This window comes from Collinsella aerofaciens, from assembly GCF_019131995.1.
Lineage (GTDB): Bacteria > Actinomycetota > Coriobacteriia > Coriobacteriales > Coriobacteriaceae > Collinsella > Collinsella aerofaciens_S.
In genome coordinates this window covers 77413-98943 of sequence record NZ_JAHONA010000003.1, presented here as the reverse complement: position 1 = coordinate 98943, position 21531 = coordinate 77413, and the positions used below count along the sequence as shown (strand labels likewise).

25 protein-coding genes are annotated in these 21531 nt (G+C 59.2%); 14 read left to right on the top strand and 11 right to left on the bottom strand.

Features of this window, described 5'->3' with window-relative positions:
- The first annotated feature begins 3 nt into the window (after positions 1-3).
- Together KSY82_RS01730 and KSY82_RS01725 are read left to right on the top strand one after the other, a co-directional pair.
- Positions 4-582, top strand: a complete 579-nt coding sequence (locus KSY82_RS01730; RefSeq protein ID WP_117745846.1) for an urease accessory protein UreE — start codon at positions 4-6, stop codon at positions 580-582.
- Between the two features lie 84 nt (positions 583-666).
- Positions 667-1464, top strand: coding sequence for an HAD-IIB family hydrolase (locus KSY82_RS01725; RefSeq protein WP_161144853.1), 798 nt, complete (start codon positions 667-669; stop codon positions 1462-1464).
- A gap of 23 nt (positions 1465-1487) precedes the next feature.
- On the opposite strand, the gene KSY82_RS01720 is transcribed toward KSY82_RS01725, so the two are convergent.
- The 5 genes from KSY82_RS01720 to KSY82_RS01700 form a co-directional block, all read right to left on the bottom strand.
- Positions 1488-1922: a Fur family transcriptional regulator gene (locus KSY82_RS01720; protein ID WP_217749984.1), complete on the bottom strand. Its 435-nt coding sequence runs from the start codon at positions 1920-1922 to the stop codon at positions 1488-1490.
- A gap of 61 nt (positions 1923-1983) precedes the next feature.
- Positions 1984-2394 (bottom strand): acylphosphatase, encoded by a 411-nt coding sequence (locus KSY82_RS01715; protein WP_217749983.1) that lies wholly within the window; start codon positions 2392-2394, stop codon positions 1984-1986.
- Between the two features lie 2 nt (positions 2395-2396).
- Entirely contained in the window at positions 2397-3503 is a 1107-nt protein-coding gene (locus KSY82_RS01710) for a Gfo/Idh/MocA family protein (protein WP_217749982.1), read from the bottom strand.
- 75 nt (positions 3504-3578) lie between these two features.
- Positions 3579-4115, bottom strand: coding sequence for a ribonuclease HI (rnhA, locus tag KSY82_RS01705; protein WP_192934620.1), 537 nt, complete (start codon positions 4113-4115; stop codon positions 3579-3581).
- Between the two features lie 48 nt (positions 4116-4163).
- Positions 4164-5066 carry a LysR family transcriptional regulator gene (locus KSY82_RS01700; protein WP_035138871.1) on the bottom strand — a complete coding sequence of 301 codons (903 nt, stop codon included), beginning with the start codon at positions 5064-5066 and terminating at the stop codon, positions 4164-4166.
- A 273-nt stretch (positions 5067-5339) separates the two neighbouring features.
- Here KSY82_RS01700 and KSY82_RS01695 point away from each other — a divergent pair, with 273 nt between their 5' ends.
- The 3 genes from KSY82_RS01695 (at position 5340) to KSY82_RS01685 (ending at position 8132) form a co-directional block, all read left to right on the top strand.
- A complete protein-coding gene (locus tag KSY82_RS01695) occupies positions 5340-6650 on the top strand; it encodes an O-acetylhomoserine aminocarboxypropyltransferase/cysteine synthase family protein (RefSeq protein WP_217749981.1) in 1311 nt (436 codons plus the stop codon).
- Between the two features lie 312 nt (positions 6651-6962).
- Positions 6963-7739, top strand: a complete 777-nt coding sequence (locus KSY82_RS01690; RefSeq protein WP_217749980.1) for a hypothetical protein — start codon at positions 6963-6965, stop codon at positions 7737-7739.
- A gap of 186 nt (positions 7740-7925) precedes the next feature.
- On the top strand, positions 7926-8132 hold the full coding sequence (locus KSY82_RS01685) for a hypothetical protein (RefSeq protein ID WP_035138870.1): 207 nt from the start codon (positions 7926-7928) through the stop codon (positions 8130-8132).
- Between the two features lie 108 nt (positions 8133-8240).
- Here the strand turns inward: KSY82_RS01685 and KSY82_RS01680 are convergent, their stop codons facing one another.
- Together KSY82_RS01680 and KSY82_RS01675 are read right to left on the bottom strand one after the other, a co-directional pair.
- Entirely contained in the window at positions 8241-9155 is a 915-nt protein-coding gene (locus tag KSY82_RS01680; RefSeq protein ID WP_254881664.1) for a ketopantoate reductase family protein, read from the bottom strand.
- A gap of 116 nt (positions 9156-9271) precedes the next feature.
- Positions 9272-9466, bottom strand: a complete 195-nt coding sequence (locus KSY82_RS01675) for a cyclase family protein (RefSeq protein WP_055309748.1) — start codon at positions 9464-9466, stop codon at positions 9272-9274.
- 163 nt (positions 9467-9629) lie between these two features.
- On the opposite strand from KSY82_RS01675, the gene KSY82_RS01670 reads away from it, so the two are divergent.
- From KSY82_RS01670 to KSY82_RS01645, 6 genes are all read left to right on the top strand, one after another.
- Positions 9630-10817, top strand: a complete 1188-nt coding sequence (locus KSY82_RS01670; protein WP_217749978.1) for an aldo/keto reductase — start codon at positions 9630-9632, stop codon at positions 10815-10817.
- Between the two features lie 93 nt (positions 10818-10910).
- A complete protein-coding gene (locus tag KSY82_RS01665) occupies positions 10911-11930 on the top strand; it encodes a Gfo/Idh/MocA family protein (RefSeq protein ID WP_368042018.1) in 1020 nt (339 codons plus the stop codon).
- A gap of 172 nt (positions 11931-12102) precedes the next feature.
- Positions 12103-12969: a deoxyribonuclease IV gene (locus tag KSY82_RS01660; RefSeq protein ID WP_217749977.1), complete on the top strand. Its 867-nt coding sequence runs from the start codon at positions 12103-12105 to the stop codon at positions 12967-12969.
- 147 nt (positions 12970-13116) lie between these two features.
- Positions 13117-13977, top strand: coding sequence for an ABC transporter substrate-binding protein (locus KSY82_RS01655; RefSeq protein WP_099431468.1), 861 nt, complete (start codon positions 13117-13119; stop codon positions 13975-13977).
- Positions 13978-14095: 118 nt separating this feature from the next.
- Positions 14096-15457, top strand: a complete 1362-nt coding sequence (locus KSY82_RS01650; protein ID WP_254881663.1) for an ABC transporter permease subunit — start codon at positions 14096-14098, stop codon at positions 15455-15457.
- 12 nt (positions 15458-15469) lie between these two features.
- Positions 15470-16222, top strand: coding sequence for an amino acid ABC transporter ATP-binding protein (locus tag KSY82_RS01645; protein ID WP_055286888.1), 753 nt, complete (start codon positions 15470-15472; stop codon positions 16220-16222).
- Between the two features lie 132 nt (positions 16223-16354).
- Here the strand turns inward: KSY82_RS01645 and KSY82_RS01640 are convergent, their stop codons facing one another.
- Together KSY82_RS01640 and KSY82_RS01635 are read right to left on the bottom strand one after the other, a co-directional pair.
- Positions 16355-16774: a flavodoxin gene (locus tag KSY82_RS01640; RefSeq protein ID WP_217749976.1), complete on the bottom strand. Its 420-nt coding sequence runs from the start codon at positions 16772-16774 to the stop codon at positions 16355-16357.
- 46 nt (positions 16775-16820) lie between these two features.
- Positions 16821-17525, bottom strand: coding sequence for a DUF3793 family protein (locus KSY82_RS01635; protein WP_055251432.1), 705 nt, complete (start codon positions 17523-17525; stop codon positions 16821-16823).
- A 175-nt stretch (positions 17526-17700) separates the two neighbouring features.
- Between KSY82_RS01635 and KSY82_RS01630 the strand changes: the two genes are divergently transcribed.
- Complete coding sequence (locus tag KSY82_RS01630) at positions 17701-18084, top strand: heavy-metal-associated domain-containing protein (RefSeq protein ID WP_195192515.1); 384 nt, start codon at positions 17701-17703, stop codon at positions 18082-18084.
- A 26-nt stretch (positions 18085-18110) separates the two neighbouring features.
- Here KSY82_RS01630 and KSY82_RS01625 read toward each other — a convergent pair whose 3' ends face one another.
- Positions 18111-18536, bottom strand: coding sequence for a hypothetical protein (locus tag KSY82_RS01625; protein ID WP_368042017.1), 426 nt, complete (start codon positions 18534-18536; stop codon positions 18111-18113).
- Positions 18529-20034, bottom strand: coding sequence for a Y-family DNA polymerase (locus tag KSY82_RS01620; RefSeq protein ID WP_217749975.1), 1506 nt, complete (start codon positions 20032-20034; stop codon positions 18529-18531). Before KSY82_RS01620 ends, KSY82_RS01625 begins: the two co-directional genes overlap by 8 nt.
- A gap of 182 nt (positions 20035-20216) precedes the next feature.
- On the opposite strand from KSY82_RS01620, the gene KSY82_RS01615 reads away from it, so the two are divergent.
- Together KSY82_RS01615 and KSY82_RS01610 are read left to right on the top strand one after the other, a co-directional pair.
- The gene (locus tag KSY82_RS01615; protein WP_195521232.1) at positions 20217-20828 is read left to right on the top strand and encodes a phosphatase PAP2 family protein; all 612 of its coding nucleotides are present in this window, start codon (positions 20217-20219) and stop codon (positions 20826-20828) included.
- 141 nt (positions 20829-20969) lie between these two features.
- Positions 20970-21494 carry an iron-containing alcohol dehydrogenase gene (locus KSY82_RS01610; protein ID WP_217749974.1) on the top strand — a complete coding sequence of 175 codons (525 nt, stop codon included), beginning with the start codon at positions 20970-20972 and terminating at the stop codon, positions 21492-21494.
- The last annotated feature ends 37 nt before the right edge of the window (positions 21495-21531 follow it).

Genomic DNA, 21531 nt, shown 5'->3' with positions numbered 1-21531 from the left:
AGTATGCCTGAACGCTTGGTTTCGACGACATGCTTGGGAAATCTCAACGACCCGTCCTATGAACTCCTGCTTCGCCGGGAGCTGGGCGGTGTCTTTGAAGTTGACGAGCTACTGCTCGATTGGGACCAGGCTGATGTATGCGCGTTTGTTGGCGTGACGGAGCTGGGGCGCACGATCGATGTTCGGCTGGATACTGCCGACGGCGGTCGTCTTGCCGATGGCGACGTGCTCGCCATTGACCGTTCGGGCGTGGTGCCTGTGGCGGTTATTGTGCGCCTGCGCAGCGCCGAGGTTTATTTGGTCGAAGTCGACCGCATGGATCCGATTGCACTCGCGCATGCGTGCTGGGAGATCGGCAACATGCATGCGCCGCTCTTCCGGGGCGACTCGGACGAGCATACCGTGCGCATGTATACGCCGGTGCAGCCTGTTTTGGGCCGCATGCTCCGGGGTGTCGAGGGTGTTCGGCTCTCGGTGGTCACGCGCGAGCTCGATGCCAGCCGACGCTTTGCGTCGAGTGCGGCGGAGGTCGTCGTGAGCATGGCTCCCGACTTTACCATCGTAAAAAAGACGCGCGGCTAAGCGCACGTATGCGCAAGACGGGCTTTGAGGGGCGACCAATCAAAGTCCGTCTTGCTGTTGATGAGGTGCTTTGGGGGAAAGCATATGGGTCTTGAGGGAATCAAGCTGATTGCATGCGATTTGGACGGCACGTTGCTGCATCCGGGGGAGCGCGAGCCGCGTTCCGAGGCCTTTGAGCTTATCGATGAGCTGCATCGTCGCGGTATCGTGTTTATGCCGGCGAGCGGCCGTCAATATGCGAGCTTGCGCCACCTGTTTGCCCCGGTGGCCGATGAGCTCGCATATGTATGCGAAAACGGAGCCCTGGTGATGAGCGAGGGACGTGCCGTTGTCAAGCGTTCCATGGAGCGCAGCCTTGCTATGGATATCGCGAATGCCGTGGTTGCGTATCCCCATGCCGACGTGACCCTTTCGTGCGAGGGGCACCTCTACACCATGAGCGGCAATGATGCGTTCGTCGACCATTTGCGCTATGAGGTCCACTGCGATGTGGCGGTGGTCGACCGTCCCGAGGACATCGACGAGGACGTCATTAAGATTGCCTTCCAGACGCCCGAGGTTGATCAGCCGGCGGCGCTGGAGCATTTTGAGCGCCTCTTCAGCGACCGTGTCGACGTGATGACGTCGGGAACCGAATGGACGGACTTTATCGGTTTCGGTTCGGGCAAGGGCTCCGCGCTTGCCGATTACGGTCGTGCCCTGGGTATTTCGCCCGATGAGATGATGGCGTTTGGCGACAATGAGAACGATCGCGACATGCTTAACGTCGTGGGCCATCCCTATCTGATGGAGAGCTGCAATCCCTCTATGCGTGGCATCAACGACCGCGTCCGCTACGTGCGCACGGTCGAAGAAGAGCTGCGTCGTCTACTTGCTGAGTAGACATTTGGGACATGTCTAGAAATCTACTTTTTGCTGCAGAGTGCGGAAAGGTGGATTTTAAGGCATGCCCCAAACATCTGCCGGCAGTCGGGGCAGAGACCCTCGAAGATGGTGTAGTGCGACGTGACGTGCCAGCCGATTTGCTCGGACGCCTTGGCGTCGAGCTGGGCATCGAAGGGGAGCGGTACGTCGATGACGCGGCTGCACGAGGTGCAGATAATATGCGCGTGCGGCTCGATGGTGCGATCGAAGCGACTGCCGCCCGGTGTCTTGATGGAGAGAATCTCGCCGGCGTCGGCCAAGAGATTGAGATTGCGGTAGACCGTACCGCGGCTGATTTTGTCATCCTGCGCGCGCACGGCGTTGTAGATTTCGTCGGCGGTGGGATGGTTATAGCTTTGGCGCACAGCGTCAAGAACCAGCTTTCGCTGCCTGGTATTCCTTCTTTGCACCGCCATGCGCCTCGCCTCTTTTCTATCAACGGTCGTAGGTAAATGATACCGTATTTAGCACACAATACTAATAACGAGGACTGAAACCGTGCTCATTGACAAGTAGGGCTCGGGTCTGGGCGTCTACGAGGCGAAAACGCGTCCCCATGCGCTCGTAGGAGGTATGAAGCGCCTCGAGATGAGATAGGATATTTGCCGGAGCTCCCTGTATCTCCATCTCGACTGAGCCGTCTTCCATGTTACGCACCCAGCCGGTGAGCGCGCGTGCCTGCGCGAGGTTGGTGTTGGTAAAGCGGAAACCGACGCCCTGGACCTGCCCCTCCCACCGCAGGAAATAGCGCTGCGGGGCGTCTTGAGTGGCCTCGTCACTTGCGAGCACGGTGAGCCTACGGCGCAGCTCGAGCTCGACGCCAGAAGGCTTTTGGGGTTCGCGGCCGCCGCCGGCGACGCTGGAGAAGAACGTATCGAAGAAGCCCATCGCTATGCCTGCTTGCCTGCGTCGGCCGGGAAGGTTATGCCGGCCTGCTGGCGCACGGCATCCATGATGCGCAGTGAGACGAGCGTGACATCGCGGTAGTGGCCAAGCTCGTGACGTCCCGCCGGGGTCTCCCAAATCTCTTCCTTGACGTTATCGATGCCGCCGATGGCGGTGATAAAGTCTGCGAGTTCGTATTCCATGGTGTTGCTCGATTTGGGCAGGTCGAGCATGCGGCCGTTGTCGCTCTGTTCGCGCGGCGCCTCGGTCGCCGAGCCGCGTACGACATCGCCGCGATAGTCGATGCGGACGTTGCGGGGCGTGGACAGATGGTCGATCTGGATAGTGCCACGCTCGCCTTCGATCTGCGAGGGCAGCAGGTCATTCGTAATTTTGGAGTGCGCGAGCTCGACGGAGATGCGGCCTCCGCCATAGCTGGCGAGTATGGAACCGCAGCCGTCGATGGGGCCGTGCGTGAGCTGTCGCGTGGTGGGGTCGAGCAGAGTAGTCATGCTCGTAAGGCCGGAGGGCATGCCGAAAATCTCGACCATGGGCTCGACGGCGTAGACGCCAATGTCCATGAGGGAACCCGATGCCATATTGCAGTCGAAGATATTGGTGGCGCGTCCCGCGAGAATCTCGTTGTAGCGCGAGGAATACTTGCCAAAGCGCAATGAGGCGCGGCGGATGGGGGCGATCTCGCCCAGGGCGTCCTCGATGGCGTGGAAGGCGGGATCGTGGAGGGGGCGCATGGCCTCGAGGGCTACGACGCCCGCCGCCTCGGCTGCGCGAAAGACCTCGAACGCCTGTGCCTCGGTGGCACAAAAAGGCTTTTCGACGATAACGTGCTTGCCGCCGGTGATACAGGCGAGCGCCTGCTCGTAGTGGAGCGCATTGGGGCTGCCGATGTAGACGGCGTCGACGTCGGCAGCGGACGCAAGCTCGTCAAGTGCGGTGAAGTTACGCTTGCCGCCGTGCTTAGCGGTGAAGGCGGCGCCGCGATCTGCATCGCGCGAGAGCGTGCCCACGAACGCGGCTTGGTCGTTGGCGTTGACGACCTGGATAAAGTCGTCGGTAATCATGGATGTGCCGATGGTCGCTATACGCAGCATGTATCCCCCTCGTGCCGTTCGGTTTACAGGATGAGTGTAGCGCGAGGGGGCAGGAAATAGCGTGCGAAAACGCCGTTACAGGTCGCTCTCGTTAAAGCCGGTGTCGATATCGAGGTTGCTGCCGTCGGCCGCCGTGGTGGCGAGCTCGTCGCAGCGCTCGTTGAGCTCATGGCCGGCGTGGCCCTTAACCCAGATGAACTCCACTTTGTGCTTGCTCTTTGCGGTGAGCAGGCGCTCCCACAGGTCGCGGTTCTTGACGGGCTGCTTGTTGGCGGTCTTCCAGCCGCGTTTTTTCCATCCGTCAATCCAGTGCTTGTTGAAGGCGTTGACGACGTACTGCGAATCGGAATGGACCTCGACGTCGCAGGGGCGGTTGAGCGCTTCGAGCGCTACGATGACCGCCATGAGCTCCATGCGGTTGTTGGTGGTCTTGGCGTAGCCGCGCGAAAGCTCGGAGGTGAAGGTCTTGCCGGCGGGGTTGGTGTATTTGAGCACGGCGCCGTAGCCGCCGCGTCCCGGATTTGATCGGGCCGAGCCGTCGGTATAGATGATGACCTTCACATGGTTCCTTTCGTTGGGTATGTTTCGTGCGAGTGACCATTGTAGCGCCATGCCCGCCGGGGGCTAGCAATCTGCGATTTCTACCCCGTCTTCCGACAGTTAGTTGGCATGGATGATGCGGTTGAGCTCATCGAGGTATTGCTGCAAGAGGGGAGAGGGCTTGCGCTCGTCGTGCATGATATAGCCTACGTGCATCGTTGGGGCGTCTGCTAACGGGATCGATGCCATACCCCATTGCATTTCATTGGAGAGGACGCCGGTCGACAGGGTGTAACCGTTCGACGTGATAAGTAAGTTGGTAAGTGTTCCGCGGTCCGAGATTCGTATGTTGCGGTCGCAAGGGATATAGCTAAAAGGTTCCTCGGCGTAATAGAAGGAGTTTGAGGTTCCCTGCTCAAAGCTGTAGCGCGTATAGGGCGTGAGGTCGGCAAGGGACAGCTGAGGGCGGCGTGCGAGCGGGTGGCGCTCGCTAACGAAGACGTGGACCGTCGCGTCGAATAGGGGATGGAAGCTTGCACGGGCATCGGCGAAGGCCTTCTGCAGAACGCGGGCGTTAAAGTCGTCCAGATAGAGGATGCCGATATCGCTGCGAAACGCGCGGACGTCATCGATAATCTGCGATGTGGTGGTCTCGCGCATGATGAACTCGAACTTGCTGTCGCGGCAGCGCTCGACCACGTTGACAAAGGCCTCGACCGAAAAGGCGTAGTGCTGGGCGGAAATGGCGAGGCGGGCTTGCGGGGTGCCGCCGTCCTCGTAGCGTGCCTCGAGCATGTCGGCCTGCTCTACGACCTGGCGCGCATAGCCCAAAAGCTCGGTGCCGTCGTTGGTGAGTGCAACACCGCGGCTAGAGCGCGTAAAAATTTCGATATGAAGTTCCTGTTCCAGGCTTTTGACGGCGTTTGAGATGTTGGACTGAGCAGTATAGAGGCGCTGAGCTGCGGCGTTGATTGAGCCGGACTCTGCCACGGCGATCAGAAAACGAAGCTGCTGGAGGGTCATCGGCGCTCGTCCTTTCGATTGTTATCTATATAACAGATAACAGGTTAGCGCTTTTAAGTGATTGACCGAGGGGAACAATGCTCGTACTATTCAAAACACACAAAGGCGGTAGGTAATTAAGCCAACCACGGAACCGGGATGCGAAAGGAGGCCCGCATATGAATTGCTTACCAAGACGAATGCCGGGCTCCTGTTTGCGCCCGTTGGCGTGATCAGGAGACAGCGACTTACTTCTCTCTTTTTATTTACTTTCGTTCGATCAAGGAGATCATCATGAGCCAGTTCATCAACAATCCCGAGCACACCTTTGGTTTCGATACCCTGCAGTTGCACGTTGGCCAGGAGAGCGCCGATCCTGCATCCGACTCCCGTGCCGTGCCTATCTACCAGACCACGAGCTATGTGTTCCGCAACTCCCAGCACGCCGCCGACCGCTTTGGTCTTGCCGACGCCGGTAACATCTACGGCCGTCTGACCAACTCCACCCAGGGCGTCTTCGAGGACCGTATCGCCGCACTCGAGGGTGGCGTTGCTGGCCTCGCCGTCGCCTCCGGTGCTGCTGCCATCACCTATACCCTGCAGGCTCTTGCCCAGGCCGGTGACCACGTGGTGGCTCAGAAGACCATCTACGGTGGCTCCTACAACTTGCTGGAGCATACACTCTCCCAGTTTGGCGTCGAGACCACCTTCGTCGATGCCCACAACCTGGACGAGGTCGAGGGCGCCATCAAGGACAACACCACGGTCATCTATCTCGAGACGCTCGGCAACCCCAACTCCGACATCCCCAACATCGACGCCATCTCTGAGATCGCCAAGAAGCACGGTCTGCCGGTTGTCGTCGACAACACCTTCGGCACCCCGTATCTGTTCCGTCCGCTGGAGCATGGTGCCAACATCGTCGTCCACTCCGCAACCAAGTTCATCGGCGGTCACGGCACTTCGCTGGGCGGTGTGATCGTCGACGGCGGTAACTTTGACTGGAAGGCGAGCGGAAAGTACGCCCAGATCGCTGAGCCCAACCCCTCCTACCACGGTGTTTCGTTTGCCGAGGCTGCCGGTCCCGCCGCCTTCGCGACCTATGTCCGCGCTATCTTGCTGCGTGACGAGGGCGCCTGCATCAGCCCGTTCAACGCCTGGGTCCTGCTCCAGGGCACCGAGACTCTGTCGCTGCGCGTTGACCGTCATGTCGAGAACACCAAGAAGGTCGTTGAGTTCCTTGCCGGCGACAGCCACGTTGCCAAGGTGAACCACCCGAGCTTGCCCGAGCACCCCGACCATGAGCTCTACAAGCAGTATTTCCCCAACGGCGGTGCCTCGATCTTCACCTTCGAGATCAAGGGTGGCCAGGAAGCTGCTTGGAAGTTCATCGACCACCTGCAGGTCTTCTCGCTGCTTGCCAACGTGGCCGACGTCAAGTCGCTCGTCGTGCACCCGGCTACCACCACGCACTCCCAGCTCTCTGCAGATGAGCTCGCCGAGCAGAACATCACGCCCTCCACGATCCGTCTTTCCATCGGTACCGAGAACGCCGAGGACATCATTTGGGACCTGAAGCAGGCCTTTGCCGCACTGGACGAGTAGGGCGACTTGTGCAAGGACCCCTTGCGACTCGATAGGTATAACTGTATAAAATGCCTGCTCAAGGCGTCTGCGCAAGCAATGGTTGCGCAGACGCCTTTTTGCATAGGAAGGGCGCTATTACAGGGTTTTTGGCATGCTTTATGCAATCGAGATGTGGAAAACTCCTGTTGAGAGGATGTGAGTTTTACGCAATTGACGTGCACCTTTTGAGAAAAACCGCAGGTCGCGATTTGCTCGGGGTACTATGCAGCGCGATCGAATCACACGCAGCTCAAACGCAGCAAAAAACGCACTACGGAGGTTTCCAGCTACATGAGGATCGATTCACGAAAACCGAAAGCCGCCGCCCTTTCCGCCGCTCTGACCGTGGCACTTTTGGCGGGCGCCGGCGCAACCGATGCCCACGCGGCAACACTGTCCGACACGGTCGGATCCACGCCGTCCGAGGCGACGCTGATGCAGCCCGTCGACTACCGCGGCGACGGTTATGGCTCTATGCAAGAGTGGAACGCCTCGATGGGGGCAAAGCGCGATTCCCTGGAGATGCGCGCTCAGATCATTATGAATATGTATGGCGACTATGCTACCGATGACGAGCGCGCTGTGTTGCAGGGCTGCATCGACGGTGCGGGTAGCCTGTTGACGATGGGGGAGGTCGACGCCAAGTCGACCGAGCTCGACGAGCTTCGCTCCACGCTTGAGGATGCCAAGCGCGAGGCGCTCGAGGCTGCCGCAGCCGAAGCCGAGGCCGCTGAGGCCGTTCAGGCTTCGTATTACAACGCCGGCTCCGGCTCGTCTTACACGTCCGCTGCGTATTACGCGAACGGCTCGGGCCTGACGCGCTCGAGCGGCGTCAATAACTATAACGGCCGCCGCGAGACTTATTACAGCAGCAACGTGTTGTATCACCACCGCACGGGCGAATGGACGCAGGATTCCGAGGGCTTTTGGCGCGATTCCGATGGCTACTACGTCGTGGCCGCGGGTGATAAAGCTCAGGGCTCCACGTTTACCGGTTCCAGGGGCGAGTGCAAGGTCTATGACTCCGGCTGCGCAGCCGGAACCACCGACTACTACACCGGTTGGTAATTTTTCTGCATCACGGATATTTGGCGGATGGGCGTCTTTACCGAGCTTTAGGGCAACGTAAGGACGCCCGTTCTATGTATGCGTTTGAGCTAACAGAGCCCTTACCGTGACGGTACGTCGCGCATATGGGCGCGGGGCACACTAGTTCATGAGAAATAAGGTCTTTCTCGTGGAGGAAGTGGTCTTGTGAACGCTCGAGATATTGCCATTGCCGCCGTCGCATTGGTGCTTGGCTGCCTTGGTCCTACGGCCGCGCTCGTTGCGGGCATGCAGGGGTCTTGTGGGGCTGCCTCTATCGTGGTCAGTGCGTTGGTCGCGGCCGCACTGCTGGGAAGTGCGGGTGTAGTCCTTTGTCGCGACGATGAGGACCAGGCGTCGGAGTCGCAGCTCTAACCGTCGGGACATCGACTACTGGTTATAGATGAAGATGAAAGCCGCCGTAAGGGGAGTGCTCCTTGTGGCGGCTTTGCTGTTGAGCCTGTTGACGTGGTGAGCCGGGCGCTACCAGCTTTTCTCGATATCGCGGATGCGCTGATAGAGCCAATCGTTTTGCGGCACTTGGATATCGTGTTTGACGGCCAGGCGGCAAATGGTGCCCGCGAACTCCTCGACTTCGGTTTTTCGTTGCGCGATGCGGTCCTGCGCCATCGAGGGCATACCGGTGGGGTCGATTCCCTCGATGAGGTGCACCATCTGCGTCAGGTCTGCCTCGGTCAGCTCAATGCCCTCGGCGTTGGCGACCGCAAGCGTTTCGCGCATGGCAGTAACAAAGCAGCGACGCTGTTCGGAGCCCGGCTCCGTGGCGCTTCCGTAGGTCCCGCCGTAGGCCATGCACGTCTGGTTGATGCCGTCGTTGAGCATGAGTTTGGCCCACATGCGGTGCGCAACGTCGCTCTCGACGGTATGGGCGATGCCGCAGCGCGTGTAGAGCTCGTCGATGGCGGTGACGGTTGCGGGCTCGGTGCCGGCCGCCGCGCCAAAGCGGATTTCGCCCGCACTGGTAAAGGTGAGCTCTCCGTTGAGGAACACGGCGTCCATGCCCTGGCAAATACCAAGAACGGTATGCTCCCAGCCAAAGCGCTCGGCAATCTTCTGCTCGCTCGTAATTCCGTTACACAGCGAGGCGATGAGCGTATTGGGCCCCACGACGCGCTCCATAGTCTTGAGTGCCGCATCGAGTCCAGTCGTCTTGACCGCAAGAATGACCAGATCGACGGGCGTTGCCTCGCTGGCGCGGACGGACTTGAGCGCACAGGGCTTGCCATTGACGGTGAGCGCATCGCCCGCGTGACGCTCAAAACGGGCGTCATCCATGACGTATTCGACGGCATCGTTGCCGAGTGCCTGGGCGATCATGCTGCCGTAGAGTAGCCCGACGCCGCCCTTGCCGATAAAGGCGACCTTGTTGATCTGCATGTGAATCATCTCCCCATATAAAAGGCGCCCGCGTGGGGGCGCCTGATGGATTGTATGCTGCCAGCGCACCTTGTGCATGCAGGGTGGCGATTTTTAAATGAATGGACGCGCGGAGCTTACGCTGCGGGGCAGACCGCGAAAACGCGTGCGGGATATCCAACGCCATCGCGTACCTTGGGGAAGGTGCAGAAGATGACGGCGCCTGTGGCGGGAGGCTCGTCCAGATGGTCCATGACCTCGATCTGATAGCGGTCGACCGAGAGGATGTATTGCTCGCCGGGGTAGGGGTAGGCGTCCTCGCGCGTGGTCATGCCCGGCTCCTTTCATCGGGCTTTTTGCTGATGTTAAAGCGGTGCCGTGACAGCTCGATTTCTGCTGCGTTACGATACGTTCTCGATTGCGATTCCACGATGTTTCGGCTGCGTGACCATTGTGTTTCGCCTTGCCGGGGCGCTGATGGCGAAGGGAGGGGCCGTGCAATATCGCGTTGACCCCAAAAGCGGCAACCGTATCTCGGCGTTGGGTCTGGGCTGCATGAGGTTTCCCGGTGCGCCGGGACGTCCGGATGCGAAGACAGCCGATGCCATCATTTCCCGTGCGGTGGAGCAGGGGATTAATTATCTGGACACCGCGTATCTCTATCCCGGTAACGAGGCGTGCGTGGGCGCCTCGCTTGAGTGCTTGGGGCTGCGTGACCGGGTGTTGCTGGCGACCAAGTTGCCGCATGCTTCGTGCAAGTGCGCGGAGGATTTCGACCGGTTCTTCGATGAGCAACTGCGGCGCCTGCGGACCGACCATATCGACTATTACCTCATGCATAACATTACCTCGCCCGCCCAGTGGGAACGTGTGGTGGCGTTGGGCATTGAGGACTGGATCGCGTGTCAAAAGGCGGCGGGGCGCATTCGCCAGATTGGTTTTTCGTACCACGGCAGCGCGGTGGATTTCCTGACGATGCTTGACGCATATGATTGGGATTTTTGCCAGATACAGTACAACTATGCCGGCGAGCGTTACCAAGCGGGAACGGCAGGACTCATGGCGGCTGCGGAGCGCGGGCTCGCGGTGTTTGTGATGGAGCCGCTTTTGGGTGGACGCCTGGCGGGCAAGCTACCTCCGCGGGCCCGCGCCGTGTTCGATGACGTACGCGATCCGTATCTGAAGACGCCGGCTGCTTGGGGCCTTTCGTGGGTGTGGAACCATCCTCAAGTCACGATGCTGCTTTCGGGCATGACCGATACCGCGCAGGTGGACGAGAACGCGGCATTGGCGGATCGCGCACTGCCGGATTCGATGACGACAGAGCAGCTCGATACCATCGCACGCGTGCTGGGAGAGTTTGAGAAATCGAATCGCGTGCCCTGTACGGGGTGCGGCTACTGCATGCCGTGCCCCAAGGGTATCAATATTCCCGGCTGCTTTGGCGCCTACAACGCGAGCTATGCGCATAGTTGGTTTACGGGGCTGTCTCAATACTTTACGGCGAGCGCGGTGCGGACGAACGAGCCCAAGCTGGTGAGCAATTGCGTCAAGTGCGGCAAATGCGCACGTCACTGCCCGCAGCACATTGATATTCCCGAGCGTCTCGACGATGTGCGCCGACGTTTCCAGCCTGGTCCCGTAACGGCCGCGCTTAAAGCCTTTTGCAAAACGCGCTCCTGATGCCCCTTTTATAACTTGCGGTGGAATAGTTCCTGTTTGCGGCAGAATAGGGGCCAAGCAGGAACTATTCCACCGCAACTGAAGGGGGCTGTCGTGGGCTATCGGGATTCATGTGATGGTTTGCGTGATGTTCGCTGGGGCGTTTTGGGCGCTGGACACATTTCGCATCGATTCGCATCGTCGCTCAAGGAGGTGGACGGGGCACGGCTTGTGGCTGCCGCCGGTCGCACTCCTTCGCATGTTGAGGAGTTTTGCAGGGCGTTTTCGATTGACGCCGCGCGCAGTTATGCCACGGCTGACGATAGCGGCGATGCGGCTTATGATGCGCTGATTGCCGACCCCGATGTCGACGCAATCTACTTGGCTCTTCCGCATGGCATGCATGCGCATTGGGTCTGTCGGGCACTGCGCGCGGGAAAGGCCGTACTGTGCGAAAAGCCGGCCGTTTTGAGTGAGGAAGAGGCTCTCTCGATTGCCTCCACCTCTCGCGAGCGCGGCGTGCTGTTTATGGAGGCGATGAAAAATCGGTTTTGCCCGATGCGCACTCGCGTGAAGGACTTGCTTGCGTCGGGCGAGCTCGGCCGTATCGTCTCGATTGAAAGCGTGCAAAAACTCGATTATGGTGAGCCCCCTTCGAGTTATCTGCTCGACCCGTTGCAGGGTGGCTGTCTATATGACATGGGCTGCTATGCGGTCGGGTGGTTTGAGGATCTACTTGCGGGTGCGTGCGATGTTTCGTCTCGTGAAGTTCGCTGGCGTGACGTATCGGGCGGCCGCGTGGATTGGGCCGACGAGATCCGTATGAGCGTCGGCGGCATACCCATTCATATGGTGTGCGACGGCAAAGCAGCATATGAAAGCCGCTTAACGATTGCCTGCGAGCGGGGCTCGTTGGAAATCGAGCGTCTCCATCGCCCCGAGCTCGCCCATGTGAAGTACTCCGACGGACGGATGCTCGAAATAAATGCCCCGTTTGAGGTCGATGATTTCTACGGCGAAATCCAGCATGCGACCCAGCTCATCCGGGCGGGGAAACTCGAGAGTCCCGTCATGCCCCTTGCCGCCACACAGCGCTGCGCGCGCATTATCGATGCAATCCGTCTGGCCCTCTAGGACTTGGCGCTGACGCATAGGGGATTATGACGCTGGCGCCCGTAGCCGTAGTGCTTGGCGGCCCGCATCTCTGATGCCCCTTTTATAAGTTGCGGTGGAATAGTTCCTGTTTGCGGCAGAATAGGGGCCAAACAGGAACTATTTCACCGCAACTGATGAGGGGGAGCTGGAGATGCTGACGATTGGGTGTCATCTTTCGACGACGAAGGGCTATCGGGCAATGGGGGAGACGGCGCTGTCCATTGGCGCCAATACCTTTGCATTCTTTACGCGCAACCCGCGCGGCGGCAAGGCGAAAGACCTTGACATGGATGATGTGGCGGCCCTGCGCGAGCTTATGGAACAAAACGATTTTGGCCCACTCGTGGCGCATGCCCCCTATACCTACAACCCCTGTTCTGCCAAAGAGCGGGCGCGCGAGTTTGCCCTGGAGGCAATGGCCGAGGACTTGCAGCGTCTGGAAGCACTGCCCGGCAACTATTACAACTTCCACCCCGGCGCGCATGTGGGGCAGGGGACTGATGCCGGCATTCAGATGATCGTCGACACCTTGTGCCAGGTGATGTTTGAGGGGCAGCAGACGACGGTGCTGCTCGAGACCATGGCAGGAAAGGGTACCGAGGTGGGCCGTAGCTTTGAAGAGCTGGCGCGCATTATCGGGGGTGTTGCTGCCAGACGTCCAGAGCTGTCGGCCAAGCTGGGCGTGTGTCTGGATACCTGCCATGTGAGTGATGCCGGCTACGACATCATCCATGATCTGGACGGCGTACTCGACGAGTTCGATCGCGTGGTGGGTATCGAGCGCTTGCGCGCCGTGCATATCAACGATTCGAAGAACCCTTGCGGCGCCCATAAGGACCGCCACGAATGCATCGGTAAGGGTTATTTGGGTAGTGAAGAGTTTGGCGGCGGTATGCAGGTTATGCAGAATATTGTATCGAATAGCCGCTTGCGCGCATTGCCATTCATTTTGGAGACACCGAACGAACTTGCAGGTTATGCGGCTGAAATCAGACTGTTAAGGTCGTTGCAGCAGTAATGACTGTCACAAAGTGCAGTGTTCCATTCACGTTATGGGTTTGTTTCAATCAGTTTTCTAATTGCAGATTCTCCCAAGCGGGTGCATAATAGCCATCAGTTTTTGCAGACCTCTGAATCAAACGAGGTCACCGGAAGGAGACTGATTATGAAGCTGAAGAAGCTTGGCGCATTTGCCGCCACGGGTGCTATGGCACTCGCCCTTGCTCTGACGGGCTGCGGTTCGTCCAACGCCACCTCTGGTTCTGATGCCGGTTCCAGCAGCTCTGACGACGCTAAGGTCGAGAAGGTCGACGGCTCCAAGGAGTACGCGCTCGTCAAGGACGGCACGCTGACCGTCGGCACCTCTGCCGAGTACGCGCCGTTTGAGTACAAAGATGACAACGGCGATTATCAGGGCTTTGACCTTGAGCTCATCAAGGCTATCGGCGACAAGCTGGGCCTGGATGTCGAGTATGTCAACAATGACTTTGACACGCTGGTTCCGGGCGTCGCTTCGGGCGCCAAGTATGACGTTTCCATCGCGGCTATCACCGACACGCCCGAGCGTGAGAAGGAAGTCACTTTCTCTGATTCCTACTACATGGACGATCAGGCTATCGTGACCAAGGTCGATAACACCGACATCACGGCCGACAACTACAGCGAGAAGCTCAACAACGCCGACGCTACCATCATCGTCCAGTCTGGCTCGACCGCCGAGGCCTTTGCCCAGGAGAACTTCCCCAAGGCCAAGATCGTCCCCTACAAGGACGCCACCGAGTGCTTCAGCGCCCTGCAGTCCGATAAGGGCGACGCCGTAGTCACCAACCGCTCCGTTGCGAGCCAGCTGACCGCCGAGCAGTTCAACACCTGCCAGACCATCAAGCAGATCAGCACCGGCGAGGAGTACGCCATCGCCATCAACCAGGGCAACACCAAGCTCAAGGACGACATCAACCAGGCTATCAAGGACCTGACCGACGACGGTACCGTCGACGCCCTCATGGCTAAGTACAATATCAAGTAAAATAACTACTTGATTGCGCGCGGGCCCTTTCCGTTTTGGCGGAAAGGGCCTTTGCGCTTCTCTTGACGGAGAGCGTTTCCGTCTCTTTTTGCCGGCAACTTCTACGATAGGAGCCACCTTGTCTCGACTGAACAAAGGGGCCGCGGAGCAGCGTTTTCCACTGCCCTCGATGCTCCAAAAGCTGGCCTGTGCCCTGGCTGTGGCGCTCGCCCTGGTATGCGCGGGGGCCTGCGTGCCCACGACCGCCCAGGCGCTTGAGACCGCAAAGATTACCGCCCGACCCAATACCGGTTCGGGTAGCGATGTGGTCGGCGGCACCGAGACGCGCATCACTTGGGAAGTTCAGGCCGATGCCGACGAGGAGCTGAGCGGTCTTTCGCTGACGTTTGTCGACGGCACGACGTTTGGTACCGATGACACGCGATTGACGATGCTCTCGGGCGAGGACCTCATGGATCGTACGCCCATGAAGCCCACGTGCAAGGCTGACGGCCAGACGCTCAAGATTGACTTTGGCGAGACGGCGCCTGCCGGCGGCTATTTCCGCGTCGAGGTTTACGGTGTGACGTTTCCCGTCGAGGGCGGCGATGAGGCCTTTAGCGGCACCTATACGCTCGCCGACGGTTCGACCAAGAAGATCTCCAAGATTCCGTCGGTGGAGATCAAGGGCGTGACGGCCTTCGATAACTTCCTGGCCGACCTTAAGGAGCAGCCGTGGGTCGAGGCGTGGAACTCCAATATGTTCCTGCGCCTGTTCCTGAACCCGGTCATTTTGGTCCAGAGCCTGCCGATCGTCTTCAAGGGCTTCCTTATGTCGCTTTCGATCGTGCTCGTGGCGTTTCCGCTGGCAATTCCCTTTGGCTTTGCCCTGTCGCTTATGCGCATCTCCAAGTCGCGCATCCTGCGCTGCCTCGCCGGCATCTACGTGAATATCATTCGCGGTACGCCGGCGTTCCTGCAGATCTATATCGCGTTCTTCGGTCTGCCGTTGGCCGGCGTCAAGGTGGACGACTATGTTTTGGGCGTTATCGTCATGGCCATGAACTCGTCCGCCTACCTGTGCGAGATCTTCCGCGCCGGTATTCAGTCGATCCCCAAGGGCCAAAACGAGGCCGCTCGCTCGCTGGGCATGAATGCCTTCCAGACGCTGCTCTACGTTATGATTCCGCAGACGTTCCGCAATGTCCTGCCTACGCTGACCAGCGAGTTTATCCTGCTTTACAAGGATACGTCGCTGCTCGCGGCCGTGGGCGTGGTCGAGATCGTCATGAACGCCCGCACCATCGTGGCCACGACGGGCTCCATCACGCCGTATGTGGTTGCCGCCCTGTTCTATCTGGTCATTACCCTGCCGCTTGCACGCTTGGTGAGCGGTCTTGAGGCGAGGCTTTTGGGCACGGCCGAAACCAAAAAGAAGCGTCCCACCAAGAGCGCCGGACAGGTTGTCGCGACGCCCGCCGACCATATCGCTGGTCTGTAAGGAGGTTCTATTATGAGCGAAACCAATAACTCGAACGAGGTCGTCGTCAGCATCAAGAATCTCCAGAAGGCCTTTGGCGATAACGTGGTCCTGCGCGATATCGATCTGGATGTGCACAAGGGCGAGGTCGTCGTAGTCCTGGGTCCTTCGGGCTCGGGCAAGTCGACGATGCTTCGCTGCATCAATCGTCTGGAGCATCCCACGAGCGGCTCGATCATCGTTGAGGGCGTGGATGTGTGCGCCAAGGGTGTCGACCTCAACAAAGTGCGCACGCACTTGGGCATGGTCTTTCAGCAGTTCAACCTGTTCCCGCACCTGTCAGTCAAAAAGAACGTCATGCTCGCGCAGCAAAAGGTGCTCAAGCGCAGCAAGGAAGAGGCCGAAAAGATTGCCGTCGAGGAGCTGACCAAGGTCGGTCTTGCCGAGCGTATCGACTTTATGCCGAGCCAGCTTTCGGGCGGTCAGCAGCAGCGCGTGGCCATCGCCCGTGCCTTGTCGATGAACCCTCACGTCATGCTCTTTGACGAGGCTACGTCGGCGCTCGACCCCGAGCTCGTCCGCGACGTTCTGGGTGTCATGCGCGACCTGGCACGCGACGGCATGACCATGATCGTCGTGACGCACGAAATGGGCTTTGCCCGCGACGTCGCCGACCGCGTTGTCTTTATGGACGGCGGCGTTATCGTGGAGGAGGGCACGCCGAGCGAGGTTTTCGACCATCCCAAGAGCGAACGCACCAAGGCGTTCTTGGGCAATATCTCGTAGCGGCGCATCGAGGTTGTCGATATAACAAACGGGGACCGGATAGTATCCGGCCCCCGTTTTTGTTTGGGCATGAGCGACTGTTGTTGTACGGCACTCGGCTGTCAGTTGCCTTGCGACTTTCTGACGGCTTCGTTAGGCCAGCTCCGCTCCCAGGGCCTTGCAGGCCGCTTCGCCCTCGTCGTCGGGTGCGTCGTAGCAGATGACGGAATCTGCGACGTTGACGCCGGCCTCGTCGGCATCGGCCTTCCAGTTGTCCATCCACTCGCCCTCGGCCCACGAATAAGAGCCAAAGAGGACGACTTTCTTGTCACCGAGGGTCTCCTTGACCTCGTCCCACATAGGCTGGAACTCGTCATACTCAAGCTCCTCGGAACCCATGGCGGGGCAGCCGAAGGCAATGGCGTCATAGTTGGCGGCCTTGTCGGCGGAGAAGTCGGCGCAGGAGATGACCTCTGCCTCGGCGCCGGCACCGGTTGCGCCCTCGGCAACGAAGTTTGCCATGGCCTCGGTGTTGCCTGTACCGCTCCAGTAGACGACTGCGATCTTGCTCATATGTTTTCCTTTCGGTTGCGCGGCGTGCGGCCGCGTTTTGTATGCTCTATCGGGTTGCCTGGACAAGTTGTTCCAGGGTGCAGCCCTGTTGATAGATGTAGGTAAGGTATTGCGTGCATGCACGATAGGAATCGAAGGTCGTGAGCGCCTGCTCAACGTTTGTGTATACCTTCCATGCGCCAAAGACCTTATAGTTTTCGCCGTGCTGGACGATAAACTGATGGACATCTTCGTAGGGATAGCCCAAAAAATAGCCAATTTCGTGGGGGAACTCGCACATGCACCCCGTATCGCAGTGCCTATTTCGCGCTAGCGCGCAGACGCTGCCGTCATAGGCGCTCTCTGCGGCATTGCTGCTTGCCAGCGTGATGCGCGCGGCGAGATGCACCAGGGATGCGGGCAGGTTGTGGACATCGTAACCTTCGGCGGCTAGCGCCGTCGTGGCACGGGGGTCGGAGAGGTATCGCATGAGGTCCGCAGGGCGATACACATAGATGAGCGCTCCGCAGGGGCGCCAGACCAAAACGCTCATATGGATTCCGAGTGGCTGGAGCTCGCGGTTGCATTGGGCTATGACGGCGAGCAGGCGAGAGCGTCGCTCTTCGATATGGGCGGCGCCGGGTTTTCCGTTTTGGTTGGCGTAAACGCCGGGATAGGTAAAGAGCGAAGCCGGCTTGATACCTGCGAGCGTAGGGGAGCAGTTGCGCACGACAGCCGTTTGGTATGTTGGGATGTCAATGGTTCGAGTCACGATGCTCCTTTCTGGTCCTCAGTTGTTAGCCTAGGAAAACTTATACACGAAAGTAAGCCATGGTCAACAAAAAAGTTTGAAGAGGGAAACTAATTGACCGAACGGACACGATTTTGGGTTAAGATGAGGACACCCCATGGGGGTATCTAGATAGTGCTACTTGAAAGGGGAACGCATGAGCGACTTGCTCAACCCTGCGAATCTCATCGTGTTGGCCGTCATTGCCGTCGGCATGTTTTTTGGACTGCGTCGCATTGTCGCTTCGACACACGGAAAGAGCTGCTGCAGCGATGGCGCGAGCGGTAAGAAGGCCAAAAAGGTTGTTGTGGTGGATACCGATGCATCGCACTATCCCTATAGCGATGAGCTACTCATCGGCGGCATGAGCTGTGACGGCTGCGCTCAGAACGTAGCCAATGCCCTCAATGCGCTGGATGGCGTGTGGGCAACGGTGACGTATGCGGACCACACAGCGCGCGTGCGCTCCAAGCGGCCGATCGATCGCGGTGTCCTTGAGGCTGCCGTGAGAGATGCGGGTTACTACGTCATGACGCTGTAGGCCTTGCCTTGGATGCGCGTCCTTGTCTAGGCTCGTCCGCGTAGCTCGATGTCCTGGATGTCGTCGAAGTCGATGGCGATATCTTTGAGCTTGAGGAGCTTGAAGGCAGGGAGCACCTCGTCAAGGATGCCCGTGCGGCTACGATAGCCGTACGTATCGTAATAGGTGACGCGCACCAGGTCGCCGCGTTTGATGCCCTCGAGCTTTTTCGAAAGCTCGAGGGCTTTTTCTTCCGTGAGTTCGCATTTGGGCTCAACAGTGATCTCTTGTTTGCGCACGAGCTCGTAGTATCCCGTGAGGGCGGCAAAGGGCATAAACTGTGCGGCGCGGTTGGCGCGCACAGCACCGTTGGCGGTGAGCTTGGGGTCGGCGGAGCGACGTCTTCCCTCGGGGTCCGCTAGGCGTTCAAAAGGCGTCGGTGGCCGCATCGGCTGTTGTTGGGACTTAGGCACGATGTCCTCCTACCTGATCGTTGCGTTCGCGTGCGGTGGCGCCGGCGGTAAAGCTTAATCCCTTGACCAGGGCGTTCTTGCCGTACTTGCCCTTCACGGCCAGGACGGCGCGCGCCAGGTCGCGCTCGCGCTCATCCGCCTTAACATCGCTAAACAGGTCGATAGTGGCAAATTCCTCGGGCATGAGGTTGCCAAATCCCAGGTTGATGCGTTTGACCGGGCGTTTGGGATCGACGGTCTGCGCCCAGAGCTCATCGAAATAGCCCATAATCTTCTTAAACGAATTGGTGCGCTCGGGCAGCTTTCGCGAGGCGTTAGAGTGTGCAAAGAGTGCGGCGTAGCCACCACGCGGTTTGCCGCCGTGCTCTCCCACAAAGATGCCGTCGATTGCCTGTGCTTCGCGCACCAGGCGGTGCCGTTCGTCATCGCGTTGGACGGGCTTGGGCGCACGGGGTGCGAGCTCGGGGCCGGCGGTTGCGGCGGGTTCTATGCTCGACGTGCTCGAACGCAAATGCCCGCATCCGTCTACATATTGCGCCGTGCCGCTGGCGTCGAGGCGGCGTATGTCGGCTCGTTCGCTCGCATAACCTACGAAGAGCGAGATGCTGTCGCAGACCACGTGCTTATCGACTAAGTCCAACACGGCGTTGTCGACCATCTCGCGCAAGACGGTGTAGGCCTGCTCATAGGCATAGCCTTTCGATAGCACTTGCCCCGTGGTTGTTGAGGTTGCCTGTGGGCGATAGGCCTGAATATCGGCGATGGTTGTCGGCTCGCGCCCGAAGGCGTGGTCGATGAGATACTCGGCATTGACGCCGAGCTCGTCGTAAAGCAGGTTTTCGTCGAGCGCCGCGACGCCCATCAGATCGTAGACGCCGTATTTCTCGAGACGGGCCGCCACGCCGGGGCCGATGCCCCAGATGTCGGTGATGGGGCGATGGGGCCAGATCTCCTTGCGAAAGGTCTCGTCGTCGAGTATGCCGATGCGGCTGGGTACGTGCTTGGCGGTAATGTCGAGTGCCACCTTGGCTTGGAATAGGTTGGGGCCGATGCCAACCGTTGCCGTGATGCCGGTGCGTGCCAGGACCTCGTCGCGCAGCATGCAGGCGAAGCCTTCAGCGTCGGTATGGTAGAGGTCCAGATAGGGCGTCACGTCGATAAAGCATTCGTCGATGGAGTAGACGTGCACGTCCTGGGGGCTGACGTATTCCAGATAGATACCGTAGATTTTCGCCGACACCTCCATGTAATGCTGCATGCGCGGTACGGCCGTGATGTAGTCGATGCCATCGGGAATCTCAAATAGGCGGCAGCGGTTGTGAATCCCTAAGTCCTTCATAGCCTGTGTGATGGCGAGGCAGATGGTCGTGCGCCCGCGCGATTCGTCGGCAACGACCAGGTTGGTGGTGAGCGGATCGAGCCCACGGTCGACGCACTCGACGCTGGCATAAAACGTCTTGAGGTCGATGCAGATATAGGTGTGCTGCTCGTGCGCCATCCGTGTCCTTTCATCAAACACATGTTCTTATCGAATATCTGTTCGATAATACCCGCTCGACCGGACACCGTCAAAACCTACCAAAAAGGGACAGGTTTTTTTGGTCGGTTTACCGAGTGCTTACGGTGGGTCGGTAGCCTTAATGTGTTAAATACGCTGAGGGGGTATGGATGACCATAGGTATGGGTGATCTTGCACTTTTGATACTGTTCGTGCTGTGCCTTGCGATCTTTGTTTACCTGCTGATCAAGGTCCTCAAAGGACGGGCTATAAGAATCGATGAGGTGGGATACTTGCTGCTTGTCGAGAGGCTTCGGTCGCCGGTGTTGACGGCCGCGATGAAAGCCGCCTCGAGTTTGGCGTCGCTGCCGTTTGTCGTCGGTGTGCTAGCCGCGGCGATGCTGTGGGCGCCCAATTGGGCCCATGTTGTCTGGGCCGCCTTCAATGTCGGTGCTATCAGCGCAATCGACCAGCTGTTAAAGGTACTTGTGCGTCGACCTCGTCCACAGGGATTTCGGCTTGTCGAGGCACCGGGGCTGAGCTTCCCCTCGGGCCACTCGATGGCGGCCATGGCGTTTTATGGCTATGGCATATGGTTGGTGCGGTGTGGCGTGTGTGGCCTTCCGTTCGGCGCCGCCATCGAGGTTGCACTTGCGTGCGTCATCCTTGCGGTGGGTGTCAGCCGTGTCTATCTGGGCGTGCACTACGTTTCGGATGTGCTGGGCGGGTTTTGCCTGTCTTTTGTCTGGCTCATCCTGTTCGTGCGTCTTGGCCCTTGGATTTTGACCGCCTAATTGTCGCAACTGGACGCCATGTCGGATCGAATCTGATTTTAACGCAGCCCTAAAGAGCGCGAAACAGCTCGGAAAAGCTCGCTTCGTAGCATGAGCCTAACGATCGATACCACCATAAAGCACGGAAGGGTTGTGGGGACAATGGTCAACTATGGGTTTGGTATGCCGACGCGCCTTGTTGCGGATGGAGACGTGGCTCGCTGGTGCGGGCGATTGGTCGCTCACTACGGTGGCACCAAGGCGCTGGTCGTGCTGGGCGGCGACAAGCATACGCGCGATGAGCTTGTCTCGGCGGCACTCGGCTCGCTTGATCGCGCCCTGCTCGAACGCGTGCTTTTTCGCTGCGACTCGGTTGAGAGCGACGGGGGAGACGAGCTGATCGACGAAGCCGTGGCCCTGGTGACCGACGAAGGCGTGGACTTTGTCCTGGCGATTGGCGATGCCGATACTGCCGGCTTTGCGCGCGAACTCGCGCGTCGAATGGCGGTGCTCGATGCCGGCGAAGACGGTTTTGTCCCTTATGGATGTATTGTCTCGGAGGGCAAAGTGCCTGCCGTCGTGGGAGCCGGCGAGGTTCCCGTTTTTGCCATTATCGCTCCCGAACTGCTTGAGGGCATTGGGTCTCCTCTGCGAGAGTTGCTCGGTAGCGTCTGCGCCGCGGCCTAGTACCTGCCAGGAAGGGACAGGTTAATTTTGGTAGGTA

Bases quoted from the DNA above. Each gene is read 5' to 3' on its own strand.
- rnhA (WP_192934620.1), bottom strand. From the start codon at position 4,115: ATGGCGCTACAATGGTCACTCGCACGAAACATACCCAACGAAAGGAAC.
- KSY82_RS01620 (WP_217749975.1), bottom strand. From the start codon at position 20,034: ATGGCGCACGAGCAGCACACCTATATCTGCATCGACCTCAAGACGTTT.
- KSY82_RS01640 (WP_217749976.1), bottom strand. From the start codon at position 16,774: ATGAGCAAGATCGCAGTCGTCTACTGGAGCGGTACAGGCAACACCGAG.
- KSY82_RS01710 (WP_217749982.1), bottom strand. From the start codon at position 3,503: ATGCTGCGTATAGCGACCATCGGCACATCCATGATTACCGACGACTTT.
- KSY82_RS01615 (WP_195521232.1), top strand. From the start codon at position 20,217: ATGGGTGATCTTGCACTTTTGATACTGTTCGTGCTGTGCCTTGCGATC.
- KSY82_RS01680 (WP_254881664.1), bottom strand. From the start codon at position 9,155: ATGCAGATCAACAAGGTCGCCTTTATCGGCAAGGGCGGCGTCGGGCTA.
- KSY82_RS01610 (WP_217749974.1), top strand. From the start codon at position 20,970: ATGGTCAACTATGGGTTTGGTATGCCGACGCGCCTTGTTGCGGATGGA.
- KSY82_RS01675 (WP_055309748.1), bottom strand. From the start codon at position 9,466: ATGACCACGCGCGAGGACGCCTACCCCTACCCCGGCGAGCAATACATC.
- KSY82_RS01725 (WP_161144853.1), top strand. From the start codon at position 667: ATGGGTCTTGAGGGAATCAAGCTGATTGCATGCGATTTGGACGGCACG.
- KSY82_RS01660 (WP_217749977.1), top strand. From the start codon at position 12,103: ATGCTGACGATTGGGTGTCATCTTTCGACGACGAAGGGCTATCGGGCA.
- KSY82_RS01720 (WP_217749984.1), bottom strand. From the start codon at position 1,922: ATGGCGGTGCAAAGAAGGAATACCAGGCAGCGAAAGCTGGTTCTTGAC.
- KSY82_RS01730 (WP_117745846.1), top strand. From the start codon at position 4: ATGCCTGAACGCTTGGTTTCGACGACATGCTTGGGAAATCTCAACGAC.
- KSY82_RS01630 (WP_195192515.1), top strand. From the start codon at position 17,701: ATGAGCGACTTGCTCAACCCTGCGAATCTCATCGTGTTGGCCGTCATT.
- KSY82_RS01700 (WP_035138871.1), bottom strand. From the start codon at position 5,066: ATGACCCTCCAGCAGCTTCGTTTTCTGATCGCCGTGGCAGAGTCCGGC.
- KSY82_RS01715 (WP_217749983.1), bottom strand. From the start codon at position 2,394: ATGGGCTTCTTCGATACGTTCTTCTCCAGCGTCGCCGGCGGCGGCCGC.
- KSY82_RS01645 (WP_055286888.1), top strand. From the start codon at position 15,470: ATGAGCGAAACCAATAACTCGAACGAGGTCGTCGTCAGCATCAAGAAT.
- KSY82_RS01695 (WP_217749981.1), top strand. From the start codon at position 5,340: ATGAGCCAGTTCATCAACAATCCCGAGCACACCTTTGGTTTCGATACC.
- KSY82_RS01655 (WP_099431468.1), top strand. From the start codon at position 13,117: ATGAAGCTGAAGAAGCTTGGCGCATTTGCCGCCACGGGTGCTATGGCA.
- KSY82_RS01690 (WP_217749980.1), top strand. From the start codon at position 6,963: ATGAGGATCGATTCACGAAAACCGAAAGCCGCCGCCCTTTCCGCCGCT.